This is a genomic window from Methylobacterium phyllosphaerae (assembly GCF_001936175.1).
GTDB classification, from domain to species: Bacteria; Pseudomonadota; Alphaproteobacteria; order Rhizobiales; family Beijerinckiaceae; genus Methylobacterium; species Methylobacterium fujisawaense.
In genome coordinates this window covers 1,010,198-1,024,310 of record NZ_CP015367.1, presented here as the reverse complement: position 1 = coordinate 1,024,310, position 14,113 = coordinate 1,010,198, and the positions used below count along the sequence as shown (strand labels likewise).

General features: G+C 72.5%; 11 protein-coding genes. 7 read left to right on the top strand and 4 right to left on the bottom strand.

Going from position 1 to position 14,113, the window contains the following annotated elements; all coding sequences use genetic code 11:
• The first annotated feature begins 118 nt into the window (after positions 1-118).
• Positions 119-1,444: a sugar MFS transporter gene (locus tag MCBMB27_RS04470; RefSeq protein ID WP_075379941.1), complete on the top strand. Its 1,326-nt coding sequence runs from the start codon at positions 119-121 to the stop codon at positions 1,442-1,444.
• Between the two features lie 29 nt (positions 1,445-1,473).
• Positions 1,474-2,337, top strand: coding sequence for an SMP-30/gluconolactonase/LRE family protein (locus MCBMB27_RS04465; RefSeq protein ID WP_075379940.1), 864 nt, complete (start codon positions 1,474-1,476; stop codon positions 2,335-2,337).
• Positions 2,338-2,629: 292 nt separating this feature from the next.
• Here the strand turns inward: MCBMB27_RS04465 and MCBMB27_RS04460 are convergent, their stop codons facing one another.
• Positions 2,630-2,851, bottom strand: a complete 222-nt coding sequence (locus tag MCBMB27_RS04460; RefSeq protein WP_043382412.1) for a DUF6894 family protein — start codon at positions 2,849-2,851, stop codon at positions 2,630-2,632.
• Positions 2,852-3,089: 238 nt separating this feature from the next.
• Here MCBMB27_RS04460 and MCBMB27_RS04455 point away from each other — a divergent pair, with 238 nt between their 5' ends.
• Entirely contained in the window at positions 3,090-3,296 is a 207-nt protein-coding gene (locus MCBMB27_RS04455) for a hypothetical protein (RefSeq protein ID WP_043382414.1), read from the top strand.
• Between the two features lie 580 nt (positions 3,297-3,876).
• Positions 3,877-4,941, top strand: a complete 1,065-nt coding sequence (locus tag MCBMB27_RS04450; protein ID WP_236952898.1) for a LacI family DNA-binding transcriptional regulator — start codon at positions 3,877-3,879, stop codon at positions 4,939-4,941.
• Between the two features lie 38 nt (positions 4,942-4,979).
• Here MCBMB27_RS04450 and MCBMB27_RS04445 read toward each other — a convergent pair whose 3' ends face one another.
• Genes MCBMB27_RS04445 through MCBMB27_RS04435 form a run of 3 tightly spaced genes read right to left on the bottom strand, consistent with a single transcriptional unit; the run spans position 4,980 to position 8,741 of the window.
• Complete coding sequence (locus tag MCBMB27_RS04445) at positions 4,980-6,728, bottom strand: ABC transporter ATP-binding protein (RefSeq protein WP_075379939.1); 1,749 nt, start codon at positions 6,726-6,728, stop codon at positions 4,980-4,982.
• 13 nt (positions 6,729-6,741) lie between these two features.
• The gene (gene fhuF / locus MCBMB27_RS04440; RefSeq protein ID WP_075379938.1) at positions 6,742-7,500 is read right to left on the bottom strand and encodes a siderophore-iron reductase FhuF; all 759 of its coding nucleotides are present in this window, start codon (positions 7,498-7,500) and stop codon (positions 6,742-6,744) included.
• Positions 7,497-8,741, bottom strand: coding sequence for an MFS transporter (locus MCBMB27_RS04435; RefSeq protein ID WP_075381871.1), 1,245 nt, complete (start codon positions 8,739-8,741; stop codon positions 7,497-7,499). Before MCBMB27_RS04435 ends, fhuF begins: the two co-directional genes overlap by 4 nt.
• Before the next feature lie 222 nt (positions 8,742-8,963).
• On the opposite strand from MCBMB27_RS04435, the gene MCBMB27_RS04430 reads away from it, so the two are divergent.
• The 3 genes from MCBMB27_RS04430 (at position 8,964) to MCBMB27_RS04420 (ending at position 13,958) form a co-directional block, all read left to right on the top strand.
• A complete protein-coding gene (locus MCBMB27_RS04430) occupies positions 8,964-9,182 on the top strand; it encodes a hypothetical protein (protein ID WP_043356299.1) in 219 nt (72 codons plus the stop codon).
• 153 nt (positions 9,183-9,335) lie between these two features.
• Positions 9,336-12,197: a hybrid sensor histidine kinase/response regulator gene (locus MCBMB27_RS04425; protein ID WP_075379937.1), complete on the top strand. Its 2,862-nt coding sequence runs from the start codon at positions 9,336-9,338 to the stop codon at positions 12,195-12,197.
• A 6-nt stretch (positions 12,198-12,203) separates the two neighbouring features.
• On the top strand, positions 12,204-13,958 hold the full coding sequence (locus MCBMB27_RS04420; protein WP_083683385.1) for a sensor histidine kinase: 1,755 nt from the start codon (positions 12,204-12,206) through the stop codon (positions 13,956-13,958).
• The last annotated feature ends 155 nt before the right edge of the window (positions 13,959-14,113 follow it).

Genomic DNA, 14,113 nt, shown 5'->3' with positions numbered 1-14,113 from the left:
CGCCGGCACACGACGGGGACGCGGTTGACGTCCGCGAATCCGATATATACTCATACAAATGAAATGGACAACATGGGACCGCCGGCAAGGCGGCCCGGAACGCAGAGGACAACGCCGGATGGCAGGACCGATCGCGACCGTCGGGACGACGGTGCCCCGGACGGGGGCGGAGGCCGCGCGCGACCGGGGCGCCTACCGCCCGGCCCTGTCGCTGCTGGCGAGCCTCTTCTTCATGTGGGGCTTCATCACGGTCATCAACAACACGCTGCTGCCGCACCTGCGCAGCGTGTTCGACCTCGATTACACGCAGACGACGTTGATCGAGTCCGTCTGGTTCATCGCCTATTTCGTGGCCTCGATCCCGGCGGCCAAGCTGATCGAACGGGTCGGCTACCAGCGCGCCCTGGTGGCGGGGCTGGGCATCATGGCGCTGGGCACGCTCGGGATGATCCTGGCCGCGCACCAAGTCTCCTACGCGATCACGCTCACGGCCCTGTTCGTGATCGCCAGCGGCATCACCCTGCTGCAGGTCGCCGCGAACCCCTACGTGGCGGTGGTCGGCCCGGCCGAGAGCGCTCCGGCGCGCCTCAACCTCGTGCAGGCGTTCAACTCCTTCGGGACGACCCTGGCGCCGCTGTTCGGCGGCTACCTGATCCTCGGGCGCTCCGCCGCGGGCAACGCCGCCGCCGGCACCATCCTGACACCGGCCGAGCGCTTGGCCGACGCGCAATCGGTGCAGCTGCCCTACCTGATCGTGGCGGCGATCCTCGTCGGTCTCGCCGTGATCATCGCCCGCTTCCCGCTGCCCGCCCTGGGCGGCGCCGGCGGCGCCACGGCCCGGGCCGTCAAGGCCGAGCGCGCCGGCCTGTCCCTCTGGCGCCACCGCAACCTCGTGCTCGGCGTGCCGGCGATCTTCATCTACCTGATCGCCGAGATCGGGGTGTCGAACCTGTTCATCAACTTCGTCTCACAGCCGGAGATCGGCGACCTGACCTACGCCCAGGCCTCGCGCTACCTGTTCCTGCTCTGGGGCGGCATGATGGTCGGCCGCTTCGCCGGCAGCTACCTGATGCAGGCTCGGGCGGCCGAGACCGTGCTGGCCGGGGCGGCGATCGGCGCCTGCGCGGTGATGCTGGTGGCGACCTTCGCGACCGGCCACTGGGCGATGTGGGCCCTGATCTCGGTGGGCCTGTTCCACGCGATCATGTTCCCGACGATCTTCACCCTGGGGATCCGCGGCCTCGGGCCGCTCACCGAGGAGGGCGCCGGGCTGCTGATCATGGCGATCGCGGGCGGATCCCTGGTGGTGGTGCAGGGTTGGGCGGCGGACCGGTTCGGGCTGCAGCATTCCTTCCTGATCACCGCCGCCTGCGAACTCTACGTCCTGTTCTACGCTCTCTGGGGCTGCCGCCCCGCCGCCGCGGCGCGGCCGGCGGGCGCCTGAGCGTCGGCGGCATCGGGGAGCGCTCTGCCATGGACCCGCGGATCCGCATCCTGGACCGGCCCCGGCGCGACCGGCTCGGCGAAGGCCCGATCTGGGTTCCGGAGCGGGGCTTGCTGTTCTGGGTCGACATCGAGGCCCCGGCCCTGAACTGGCTCGACCTCGCCCGCGGCGAGACCGGCACCCATCCGTTCCCGGAGCCGCTGGGCTGGATCATCCCCCGCGCCGGCCGGCGCGACTTCATCGTCGGGCTGAAGAGCGGGTTCGCGATCTACGACCTCGAGGCCGACCGGATCACGCCGATCGGCGATCCGGAGCCCGACGAGCCCGACAACCGCCTGAACGACGCCAAGGTCGACGGCGCCGGCCGGATCTGGGCCGGAAGCATGCACCAGGCCGAGACCGCGGCTTCGGGATCCCTCCACCGGCTCGATCCCGACCTGACTTGGCGGCGGATGGACACGAGCTACGGCGTCGCCAACGGGCCGACCTTCAGCCGCGATGGCCGGATCCTCTATCACAGCGACAGCGCCGCCCGGACGGTCTACGCCTTCGACCTCGCCGCGGACGGCACGCTGACGGGCAAGCGCGCCTTCCTGCGCTTTCCGGAGGCCTGGGGCTGGCCCGACGGGATGACCACGGATTCCGAGGGCTGCCTCTGGATCGCCCATTGGGGCGGCGGCCGGCTCAGCCGCGTGGATCCCGAGGGGCGACTGATGCGGGCGATCCCACTGCCCGCCCCCAACATCACGAGCTGCGCCTTCGCGGGAGAAGGGCTCGACCGCCTGTTCGTCACCTCGGCCGCCCGGGGCGCCGAGCACGTGCCGGCGGCGGGGGGCCTGTTCGAACTCGATGTCGGCGTGACCGGCCTGCCGCCCCGCGCCTTCGGGGGCTGACCGGCCCGGCGGCCGTGGAAGGCCTTTCCCTGTGGCTGTAGCGTCCCCGGACGGCGGGGCCTGATGGCGACCGGGTTGTCCCGGGCGGCCGACGCGATCCGTGCGGCGGCCCGATCCGCGTCCGCGCGGGCCTCGACGCAATCCTCGCAGGATCGTGTGGCCGCCTCATCCGGATGGGGGATGCGCGGTCCCCGGCCGGTCTCTACGCTCGCCACTTCTCCGAGACGAGATCACCTTCAGCCCGCCCGGCCCTGCCGCGGCGGGCTCCTTGTCGGATGTCGCCGACACGGCGCTACCGCCGAATCGGAAGCCGGCGGATGGGCCGCCCGGCGGTGTCGCGCACCACCAGGCTCCAGGAGCGGCCGGGATCGGCCGCGCAGACCTCATCGGCCATCTCGGCGATCACGCTGCGTGCCTCGGCCAGGGCCTCGTCCAGGCTGCCGACCTCGACGCCTTCCTCGTCGCGGATCGTTTCCTCGCCGCTCTCGACGTCGAAGTAGAAGCGCTCGGACACCGACCTCCCCCCTGCTGCCGCCCTCCGGCGGTCGTCCTGATCTCTCTACGTAGTCCGGAATATGACTGGGACCGGTCTTTGATCGGATAAACCTTAATGCATTTAAAACGCGGATTTGCCTGTATCTGTGCGAAGGCGGCCCAGTCTCGATTGAATTATCGATTATAAGTACCAGGTACGCCGCCGCCGATGTCCGATGGCTTGCTGAGGCGGCGCTCTTGGAGTCGGGACCCCTGACATGTCGACCTCCGCCGATCCGCCCAACGCGCGCGCCGAGAAAGCCGCGCTCCGCAAAGCCACGCTGCGGGCGCATATCAAGAACGTTCTGTCGACGATCCGCAGTCATCATACGGGGCGCGGCCGCGCGTCGATGCGGGTCTCGCGCTACACCCTTGGACGGTGGTTCCGGGGCATCGCCGCCGGAGCGAACCCGCTTTTTGCGTAGCAACGCTCGTCCGATGGACGTGTTTCTCAAGGCGCCGCGCTCCGGCGCTTCGAACCGCGTCCCATGGCCGAGACCACCCGCCTCCGATCCCATATCCGTAGCGTGCTGCTCAGGCTGATGCAGCGGCTGCGCGCCCGGGCCGGCTGACGCGACAGCGGTCGGACGCCGGCCGTCGGGCGGCCGTCTTGCGCCCCTGCCCTCGGCTGCGGCGCGGTGGAGTGCGGGGGGGGGGGACGCCTGCCGATGGGGCGGGCCACGCGACACGGCCCGATCCCGCCTGGAGGTCCCGCCTGGGGGGCCTGCCTGGAGATCCTGCCCGGAAAACCTGCTTGGCGAACCGCGCCGTCCAGGCCGGGGACGGCTCGGCGGAGCCGCCGAAAATCTGAGGGATTGACCGGATTTCACGCCGAAACGACCGGTCTAGTGCTGACACGACCCGTCTTCGTTGCCGTGCCAGCGACTTTATCTCCAATCGATACAGATCTAGATTCGCGGGCCCAACGAGCCGGCACCGGGCCCGTCCCGGCGCGGGCGCGCCGTCCTGCCGGGCAGACCGGCTCCCGAGGTGACGATGGGCCAGATGACGATCAAGGACGTCGCCCGACGGGCCGGCGTGAGCTTCCAGACGGTCTCGCTGGTCCTGAACCATCCGGAGAAGGTCGCCCGGACCACGCGCGAGACCATCGAGACGGCCATGCGCGACCTGGACTTCGTGCCGAGCCTCGCCGCCCGGTCCCTGCGCAAGAAGCCCAGTCGCAGCATCGCCTGCGTGTTCTCCCTCGGGGCGCAGCCCGCCGATGCCGCGTTCCATCTGAGGGAGGAGGCCGATCAGGGCCTCGTCCTGCAGACCTTCGGGTACGTGACCGACCAGCAGGGCTATACCCTGGTCCACCGGTGTCGCCGCGGCGACGACCCGGACGGCCTGAGCCGGATCGCCAGCCTGGTCAGCGAGGCCCGGGTCGACGGCATCGTCGTCTTCGCCGACCGCCAGGACGACCCGCTGATCGGCCTGCTGCAGGCCAAGCGGTTCCCGTTCGTCGTGTTCGGCCTCGACGTTCCCGGCACGCATTACGCCATGCAGGCCGAGCGCGACGCGGCCCGCGACGCCGTCCGCCACCTGATCCAGGCCGGGAGCCGGTCCATCTGCTTTTTCACGGGCGCGGGCGACGGTCGGCGGTGGCGTGCCGGGGCCGAGCGGTTCCGCGGCTACCGGGACGCGCTCGCGGAGGCGGGGCTGCCGCTGCGCGACGACCGCGTGGTGGCGTGCGACTGCACGTCCGAGGGCGGCTATCGGGCGACGCGCGCGCTGCTGGAGCGGCCGGACACGGGGTCAGGAGACCGGCCGGATGCCATCGTGGCCGCCAGCGATCGGGTGGCGTTCGGGGCGCTGAAGGCGCTGCACGAGCGCGGCGTGCGGGTCCCCGCGGAGATCCGCGTCGTGGGCTTCGACAACCTCACCCAGGGGGCCTACTCGGTCCCGAGCCTGACCTCGGTCGATGTCCCGACCCTCGACATGGTCCGGTTCGCCTTCGCGACCCTGGTCGAGCTGATCGAGGGGACGCGCGCGCCGGACGACCTCGCCCAGCGTCTGTTTCCCACGCGCCTCGTCGTGCGCGAATCGACCGCGGCGCGGCCGCAGGCCTAGGAGGCCGAGGCCGGCGTTCCGCCGCCCGTATGGGCGCCTCACTCCGCCGCGAGGATGCCCGTCTCGGGGTCGCCCCGTCCGAACTGCGCCGCGTGCAGGCGGCTGTAGGGGCCGCCGGCGGCGAGCAAGGCCGCGTGCCGGCCCTCCTCGACCACGCCGCCCTCCCCCAGGACCACGATGCGGTCGGCGTCCCGGATGGTCGCGAGGCGGTGGGCGATCACCAGGGTCGTGCGCCCGCGGGCGAGTTCGGCGAGCGCCCGCTGGATCTCCCGCTCGGTCTCGGTGTCCAGCGCCGAGGTCGCCTCGTCGAGAATCAGGAGCGGCGGGTTCTTGAGGAAGACCCGCGCGATGGCGATGCGCTGCTTTTGCCCCCCCGACAGGCGCACGCCGCGCTCGCCCACCACCGTGTCGAGGCCCTCCGGCAGGCCGTCGATCAGCCCGCCGAGCCGGGCGCGCCGGGCGGCGGCGTCGATCTCCGCCTCCGTGGCGTCGAGGCGGCCATAGGCGATGTTCTCCCGGATCGTGCCGGCGAACAGGAACACGTCCTGCTGCACGATGCCGATCTGCCGGCGCAGGCTCGCGAGGGTGATGTCGCGGATGTCGATCCCGTCGACGGTGATCCGGCCCGCCTCGACCTCGTAGAAGCGCGGCAGCAGGGCGCAGAGGGTGGTCTTGCCGACCCCCGAGGGGCCCACGAACGCCACCGTCTCGCCTGCCGTCACCGCGAGGTCGAGGCCGGCGAAGACCGGGCGCCCGGGGCCGTAGCCGAAGCCGATCCCCTCGAAGCCGATGTCGCCCCGCAGGGACTCCACCGCGCGGGCCTCCGGCCGGTCGGTGATGTCGGGCGCGGTGGCGAGCAACTCCTGATAGCGGCGGAACCCCGCCACACCCTTCGGGTAGGTCTCGACCACGGCGCCGATCTTCTCCAGCGGCCGGTAGAACACCCCGACGAGGAGCAGGAAGCCCACGAAGCCGCCGGGCGTCAGGTCGCCCCGGACCACGAAGGCCGCGCCGCCGAGCAGCACGGCGATCTGCACGAGGCGCAGGCCCAGGTAGTTGATCGACAGGCCCGCCGCCATCAGCCGGTAGGCCTCGAGCTTGGTGTCGCGGTAGCGGGCATTGTCGCGGGCGAACAGGGCGCGCTCGTGGGGCTCGTTGGCGAAGGCCTGCACGACCCGCATCCCGCCGACATTCTCCTCGATCCGCGCATTGAAGGCCCCGACCCGGCCGTACTGGGCCTGCCAGTTGCGGGTCATGCGGCCGCCGTAGCGGATCGACACGAAGGCGATCAGCGGCAGGATCGCCGCCGTGATCAGCGCCAGCGGCGCGTGCACCGTGAGCATCAGCGCGAAGGCGCCCAGCAGCGTCATCACGGCGATGAACAGGTCCTCGGGCCCGTGATGGGCGACCTCGCCGATCTCCTCCAGGTCCTTGGTCACCCGGGCGACGAGGTGGCCGGTCTTCTGGCCGTCGTAGAAGCGGAAGGAGAGCTTCTGCAGGTGGTCGAAGGCCCGTTCCCGCAGGGTGGTCTCGATGTTGATGCCGAGCACGTGGCCCCAGTAGGTGACCACCACCATCAGGCCGGCATTGGCCACGTAGACCAGCGCCAGCGCCGCGGCGGCGAGCAGGATCAGGCCCCAATCCTGCCGGGGCAGGAGGCTGTCGATGAAGCCCTTCACGGCGATGGGGAAGCCGAGTTCGAGCAGGCCGGACAGCACCGCGCAGCCGAAATCGACCAGGAACAGCGTCCGGTACGGCCGGTAATAGGCGAGGAAGGCCTTCAACATCGCGCGGCTCGGATCAGCGTGGGGCGGCGCACGCGACGGGGCAGAGCGCGCCGCAGGACGGCACCCCCGGCAGGCGCTGGCGCAGGCAGCAGACGCGCCGCCGCCGGCACCCCGACGTCCCCGGACAGAGCGCCTGCGCCAGGGGGCTCCTAGCGCAGCCCGGGCCCGGACGCCATCCGAGGCAGGCCGCGACGTCGTCACAGGCGGCGGCGCAAGCGGGGGGCGCCCCGGCCCCCGCCCCGTCCCCGCCCCCGAGCGGGGTCCCGAGTTCCCGGGCGACGTAGTCGAGGATCACCGCCGCGTTGCCCCAGAGGATCCGGGGGGCGATGCCACATCGGGCATGGCACAGCTCCACGAACGGGCGCAGATGCGCCTCCACCAGCCCGGTGAGGCCGGGCGCCGGGCAGGCCGCGCAGCCGGACCCGTCCGCGGGCAGGCGGAAGCGGCACGGCCGCCCCGCCGCGTCGAGTTCGAGGCGCATCGCATCGAAGGCGAGCGGCAACGGCCGGCCGAGGCGGACCAGGGCCGTCAGCGCCGGCGTCGCCAGGGCCGCGAGGTAGAACTGGCTCCAGTACGAGACCCGGATCCGCGGATCCGCGGTCTGGAACTCCGCGCCGAACCCGGCCCCGAAGGCCGCCAGCGTCGCGTCGAACACGTCCGGGTCGCGCAGGGCGCCGAGGGGCACCGCCTCCGGGCCGCCGGGACCGTCCGCGACGCCGTCCCGATAGGCAGCGAGCGAGTCGGGTATCTGCGCGGCGACCTCGGCGATCATCGCGCCACCCCGTCGGCCCGCAGGGTCCGGCCCACCGCGACGGCGAGCCACGCCACCGCGGCGGCGTAGAGCGGCAGGCTGGCGGCGAAGTAGCCCGGCCAGCCGACCCAGCCGGCGAGCGCCGGAGCGGCGACCCGCAGGGGCATGGCGGCGAAGAAGGCGGCCCCGAACAGCAGCGCGTAGTCGGTGGCGGGCCTCGGCCCCTGGGCCCACCGGTAGATCATGTTGAAGACCGGCACGCCCAGGAAGCCGCCCGCGACGAAGCTGAGCACCGTGGCGGCGATTCCGAGATCCGCCATCCGGCCGGCGCAGGCGACGGCCATCAGGCCCCCTGAGGCCAGGACGCCGAGGGCGCCCGCGGCGATCAGCCGGACCGTGCCGAACCGCGCGGCCAAGCCCCCCGCCGCCAGGGCCATCACCAGGTTCACGGCCGGCAGGACGGTGCCGGTGAGCGATCCGACCTGCCCGAGCGACACGCCGAGATCGAGGAGCGCCAGGGTGTTGGGCCCGGCGACGAGATAGGAGGCGGCGAAATAGGCCCCGAGGACGAGCACCCGTCCGGCCAGGCGGCGCAGACGCGCCAGCGCGCCCGACCCGCGCTCCAGGCTTTGCCCGGCCCCGCGCAGGCGCGCCTCCCCGTAGCCGAGGATCGGAAGCAGGCAGAGGGCGTCGAGCGCCGCGCAGGCCAGGACCGCCCCGTGCCAGCCCAGGCTGTCGTAGGAGCCGACCAGCACGCCGACCCCCAGGATCCCGCCCAGGGAGGCCCCGCACAGCTTGGCCGAGGCCACGTAGGCCCGCTCGTCCGCCGGGACGGTCTCGACCACCAGCGCCTCGAGGGCGATGTCCATGGTCGCCACGCAGGCGCAGGCGGCGATCGCCAGGGCGAGCAGCGCCGGGAGCGGCCAGGTCTCGCCGAAGCTCAGGGCGACCAGCAGGAGCACCGAAGCGGCCTGCGCGACCACGATCCAGCCGATCCGATGGCTGAGGAACGGCAGGCGCAGCCGGTCGAGGACGGGCGCCCACAGGAAGGTCAGCCCGACCGGCAGGTTGATCAGTTGCAGCAGGCCGACCTCGGCCAGCTCCACGCCCCGGGCCCGCAGGATCAGCGGCGCCCCGCCGGACAGGAAGCCGAGCGTGGCCCCGAAGGTCACGTACAGGCAGAAGAACGGCGCCAGCGGCCGCAGCCCGGCCAGGGCGTCGACGACCCGGGTGCCGATGGCGGGGCCGGCGGATCCGGTCACCGCGGCCCACACGCTGGTCTGAGTCCCGCGCCGTCCCGGAGGCTGCAGTTTATAATCACACTAATCTATTGATTTACCTCAGTTTTTGTTGTTTAGAGGGGGCCGGGTCTTGGATCAAGCCGGTCGGCAGATGCGGCGCGCTGTCCCGTCGCGGAGAGCGGATCCTGCGTTAACCTTTCGTCAACCATACCGCCGACAGAATCCCAGGCGGAGGGCAGAACCATGACCCGACGCCGGGATTTCGACGCGCTGAGCGAAGCTCAGATCGCCGCGGGACGCACGCAGAAGCGCTGGGTCGAGCCGAAGGCGGGGTTCCGTCCGGCCGCGCCGCAGGCCGTGGCCGACTTGCTCGACACGATCCAGCACGTGGCCGAAGCCGCTACCGGCGAGCGCAGCTTCCTGTACCTGCGCCCGCAGGCCGGCCGCCCCCGCGGGCGCTGAGACGATCCCGCCCACGCTTCCGCCGCCCGGATCCCGCGGCGCACTGGCAAGGGCCGGCCGGTTCTGCAAAAACGCCGGTATGGCACCGCATCCCGCTCTCGAATCCGCCTGCGCGCGCGTGTCGATCGCGTCCGCCCGATCCGGCGGCGATTCATGAGTGTGGACGAGGTCGCGGATCTCCGGCAGCGCAACCGTGCGCTCGCGGACGAGGTCGAAGGCCTGCGTGCCGCCCTCGCGGCCCGGGCGGAGACAGACGCCGCGGTCGCACCGGCGGACGAGACCGCCTTCGGCCGCGCCTTCTGGCGCGCGCCCGCGCGGATCGACGCGACCCTGCCCGATCCCGACCCGGCACGGCTCGACGATGCCGAGTTCCGCAACCTCGCCGACCACCTGCCGATCCTGTGCTGGCTCGCCCGCAGCGACGGCTACCTGTTCTGGTACAACCGCCGCTGGCTCGACTATTGCGGCACCACCCAGGAGGCGATGGCGGGCTGGGGCTGGCAGGCTGTCCACGACCCCGCCGAGCTGCCGCGGGTCAAGGCGGTCTGGGCCGCCGCGATCGCCACCGGCGAACCGTTTGAGATGGTCTTCCCCCTGCGGGGCGCCGACGGCGTGTTCCGGCCCTTCCTCACCCGGATCGTGCCCCTGCGGGACGCCACCGGACGGGTGGCGCGCTGGTTCGGGGTCAATACCGAGATCGGCGCGCAGGCCCGGGCCGAGGCGGCTCTGCGCGCCTCCGAGGGCCGCCTGCGCCGGGCCCAGGAGGCCGGCGGCGTCGGCGTCTTCACCATCGACATCGCCAGCGACACCGTCCACGGGACGCCGAACTTCTTTCGCCTTTACGGGCTGCCGGAGCAGGACCGGCTCCCCGTCGACGTCATCGCCAGCCTCGTCAGCCCGGACGATGCCGGCCTGATCGCCCGGCGGGCCGACCGCGCGGCCGGCCGCGCCGCGCGGGACGTCGCCTACCGGATCCGGCGGGCCGATACCGGCGCGGAGCGCTGGATCGCCTGGCGCGGCGCGTTCGAGCGGGACGGCGCGGGGCGTGCGGTCCGGTTCGTCGGCGCGGTGCGCGACATCACCGACCACAAGGCCGCGGAGGGGCGCGCCGAGGCCAACGAGCGCGAGCTGCGCCTCATCACCGATGCGCTGCCGGTGCTGATCGCCTTCATCGGCCGGGACTACATCTACCGTTTCGCCAATGCGGCCTATCAGGACTGGTTCTTCCGCCCGGCCTCCGAGATCGTCGGCCGCGACGTGCGTGCGCTCCTGACTCCGGCGAATGCCGAGTTGCGGCGCACCTACATCGAGCGCGCGCTCGCCGGCGAGGCCGTCCTGTTCGAGGCGGCGTGGCCCCACGCGGACGGGCGCCACCGGGATGCCGAGATCCGCTATCTGCCCCGGCGCGATGCCGGCGGGGCGGTCGACGGCTTCCATGTGTTCGTCCAGGACATCACCGACCGCAAGGAGGTCGAGGCGGCGCTGCTCTCCGAGGTCACGCAGCGCACCCGCGAGCGCGACCGGCTGTGGGAGACCACCAACGACCTGATGGGCACGGCGGGGCTCGACGGCTTCCTCAAGAGCGTCAACCCGGCCTGGGCGCGCATGCTCGGCTGGACCGAGGCCGAGCTCCTCGGACGCCCGTTCGCGACGTTCATCGATCCGGACGACCATGCCGAGGCCGCCGCGGTGGTCGGGCGGCTCGCCGCCGGCGAGAGGGTGGCGGGCTTCGTCGACCGCGTCCTCACCCGCGCGGGCGACCGCCGGGTCGTGATGTGGACCGCGGTGCCCGAGCCCGGGGCCGGGCTGTTCTACATCGTCGGGCGGGACCTGACCGAGCAGCGCCGCGCCGAGGAACAGCTCCTGCAGGCGCAGAAGATGGAGGCGATCGGTCAGCTCACCGGCGGCATCGCCCACGACTTCAACAACCTGCTCACCGGCATCATCGGCTCCCTCGAGCTGATGCAGACCCGCATCCGGCAGGGGCGGTTCGACGCGATCGAGCGCTATGCCGGCGCCGCCATGGCATCGGCCAACCGGGCGGCGGCCCTGACCCACCGGCTGCTCGCCTTCGCCCGGCGCCAGCCCCTGGCGCCGCAGCCGACCGCCGCCAACCCGCTGATCGCCGGCATGGAGGAGCTCCTGCGCCGCACCCTGGGCGAGCGGGTGGAACTCGCCCTGGTCACGGCGGCCGACCTGTGGCTGACCCTGTGCGACCCGCACCAGCTCGAGAACGCGGTCCTCAACCTCGCCATCAACGCCCGGGACGCGATGCCGGAGGGCGGCCGCCTCGTGATCGAGACCGGAAACGCCCGCCTGGGCGACGCCGACGCAAGGCTGGAGGCCGGCGCGAGGGCGGGCTCCTACGTGAGCATCCGCGTCAGCGATACCGGGACCGGCATGAGCCCGGAGGTCGCCGCCCGGGCCTTCGATCCGTTCTTCACGACCAAGCCGCTGGGCCAGGGCACCGGCCTCGGCCTGTCGATGATCTACGGCTTCGCCCGGCAGTCCGAGGGGCATGTCCGGATCGAGTCGGAGCCGGGGCGCGGCACCGCCGTCACGCTCTATCTGCCGCGCCACCGCGGCGTCGCGGAGCCCGAATCCGTGGCCTCGGATCGCACGGTGCTGCACCGGGCGGCGCGCGGCGAGACCGTGCTGGTGGTGGAGGATGAGCCGGTGGTGCGGGACCTGATCGTCGAGGTGCTGGCCGACCTCGGCTACACCGCGGTCCGGGCCGCGGACGCCCGGGCGGGGCTCGCCCTGCTGCGGGGACCGGGCCGGATCGACCTTCTGATCAGCGATGTCGGCCTACCCGGCGGCCTCGATGGCCGACAGATGGTGGAGGCGGCCCGCCCGCACCGGCCGGACCTGAAGGTCCTGTTCATCACGGGCTATGCCGAGAACGCGACCTTCGGCACCGGTCACCTTGAACCGGGGATGCAGATGATCACCAAGCCGTTCTCCGTGGAGGTGCTGGCCGCCCGGGTGCGGGCGATGATCGCCGGTCGCGACTGACCGCCGATGCCGCTCCGCGTCCCACGCCCCGCCGCGCCGCCGCCGTCGTCGCTGCCTCTCTCGCTGCCTCTGTCGCTGACGACCCGCATCCTGCTGCTCGTCCTGCTCGCCCTCGCCCCGGCGCTGGCGATCCAGGGCTACAACGAGGTCGCCCTGCGGGCGAGCCGCGACAGGGCCGTGCGGGCCGAGGCCCGCGCCATCGCGCGGGACGTCGCGGAGGATTTCGCGCAGATCTCCGAGCGGATGCAGCAGGCCCTCGACCTGATCTCGGGGGATGCCTCCGTACAGACCCGCGACCCGGCGTCCTGCACCGCCTACCTGCGGCGCGCCGCCGCCCGGCTGCCGCACGTGCTGCTGATCGCCCTCACCGATCCCGAAGGCGCCGTGCTCTGCGACAGTGCCAGCTCCCCGGCGGGCTCCTACACGAGCCGCGACCGCGCCTATCACCACCGCGCCCTGGAGACGGGCGGCTACGCGGTGGGCGGCTACGCGGCCGGCCTGCAGACGCGGCGGCCCTCGATCCACTTCGCCCGGGCCGTCCATGCCGGCGACGCGACGGCGGCCCCCACCGGCGTCCTCCTCGCCGCCGTCGACCTCGACTGGCTCTCCGATCATCTGGAACAGACGCTCCATCAAGCGGAGACGGCGATCACCGTCACGGACCGCGACGGCCTGATCATCGCCCGCCGTCCGGACGAGGCCGCCTGGATCGGCAAGCCGATCCCGCCCGACCAGCGCGCCATGCGGGAGATCCAGGGCAGCGAAGTCCGCGTCGCCGAGGGGCTCGACGGCCGCCTGCGGATCATCGCGGCCGCAACGCCGGACGGCCCGCTGGCGGGGGTGCGCGTCGTGGTCGGGCGCGACCATGCCGCCGCCTTCGCGGATATCGACGCCGCCACGCGCCGCGGGCTGGTGCTGATCGCGCTCGGGGCGGCGCTGGCGCTGGCCGCCGCCCTCGTGGCCGGGCGGCTCTTCATCCGCCGTCCGGTCGAGCGGCTCCTGCACATCGCGGCGGCTTGGCAGGCCGGTGATCTCGCCGCCCGCACCGGCCTGCGCGGCGCCACGGAGTTCGAACGCCTCGGCAGCAAGCTCGACGCCATGGCCGGCACCCTCCAACGCAGCACCGCCGCGCTGCACGCGGAGATCCAGAACGGGCGCGCCCTGCAGGCGCAGCAGGGCACGATGCTGCACGAACTGAACCACCGGGTGAAGAACACCCTGGCGACCGTCCAGGCCCTCGCCCGCCAGTCCCGCGGCTCCGCGGACGTCCTGGAGGCGCGGATCCTGGCCCTGTCGAAGACCCACGACCTCCTGACCCGCGAGGACTGGAGCGGGGCGTCCCTGCGCGAGGTGCTGGAGAACGAACTCAGCCCCTACCGGACCGGCGGCGACCAGATCCGCCTGGACGGTCCGGACGTCTCGCTGAGCCCCCGCGAGGTGCTCGCGCTCGGCATGACCATCCACGAACTGACCACCAATGCCGCCAAGTACGGCGCCCTCTCGGTCCGCGAGGGCCGCGTCCGGGTGACGTGGTCGCTCGCGCCGGGCGCGCGACATCTGCGGTTCCGCTGGGAGGAGAGCGGCGGCCCGCCGGTGCAGCCGCCGACCCGGGTCGGCTTCGGGACGCGGCTGATCGCCGGCGGCGTGCGGCGCGAGCTCGCCGGCACGGTCGATCTCGCCTTCGAGCCCCAAGGCCTCCAGTGCCGGATCGACGTGCCGCTGGATCCGGGGCTCGGCACGATGCTGGCACCCACGGGCTAGAGCCCACGGGCTTCAGCAAGATTGTCTCGATGCGACAGGGCGTTGAGGCGACATTCTGATTGATCGGTTCAGCACATCCGGATCAGCCGGGCGCGATGGGCCGGCTTGCCTAGACAGGATGCGGAACGACGAAGCAGCCCCTCTACCGGCGAAGC

Excerpts from the sequence above, each read along its gene's own strand:
- MCBMB27_RS04470 (WP_075379941.1), top strand. The coding sequence starts at position 119 with ATGGCAGGACCGATCGCGACCGTCGGGACGACGGTGCCCCGGACGGGG.
- MCBMB27_RS04465 (WP_075379940.1), top strand. The coding sequence starts at position 1,474 with ATGGACCCGCGGATCCGCATCCTGGACCGGCCCCGGCGCGACCGGCTC.
- MCBMB27_RS04455 (WP_043382414.1), top strand. The coding sequence starts at position 3,090 with ATGTCGACCTCCGCCGATCCGCCCAACGCGCGCGCCGAGAAAGCCGCG.
- MCBMB27_RS04450 (WP_236952898.1), top strand. The coding sequence starts at position 3,877 with ATGACGATCAAGGACGTCGCCCGACGGGCCGGCGTGAGCTTCCAGACG.
- MCBMB27_RS04445 (WP_075379939.1), bottom strand. The coding sequence starts at position 6,728 with ATGTTGAAGGCCTTCCTCGCCTATTACCGGCCGTACCGGACGCTGTTC.
- fhuF (WP_075379938.1), bottom strand. The coding sequence starts at position 7,500 with ATGATCGCCGAGGTCGCCGCGCAGATACCCGACTCGCTCGCTGCCTAT.
- MCBMB27_RS04430 (WP_043356299.1), top strand. The coding sequence starts at position 8,964 with ATGACCCGACGCCGGGATTTCGACGCGCTGAGCGAAGCTCAGATCGCC.
- MCBMB27_RS04425 (WP_075379937.1), top strand. The coding sequence starts at position 9,336 with ATGAGTGTGGACGAGGTCGCGGATCTCCGGCAGCGCAACCGTGCGCTC.
- MCBMB27_RS04420 (WP_083683385.1), top strand. The coding sequence starts at position 12,204 with ATGCCGCTCCGCGTCCCACGCCCCGCCGCGCCGCCGCCGTCGTCGCTG.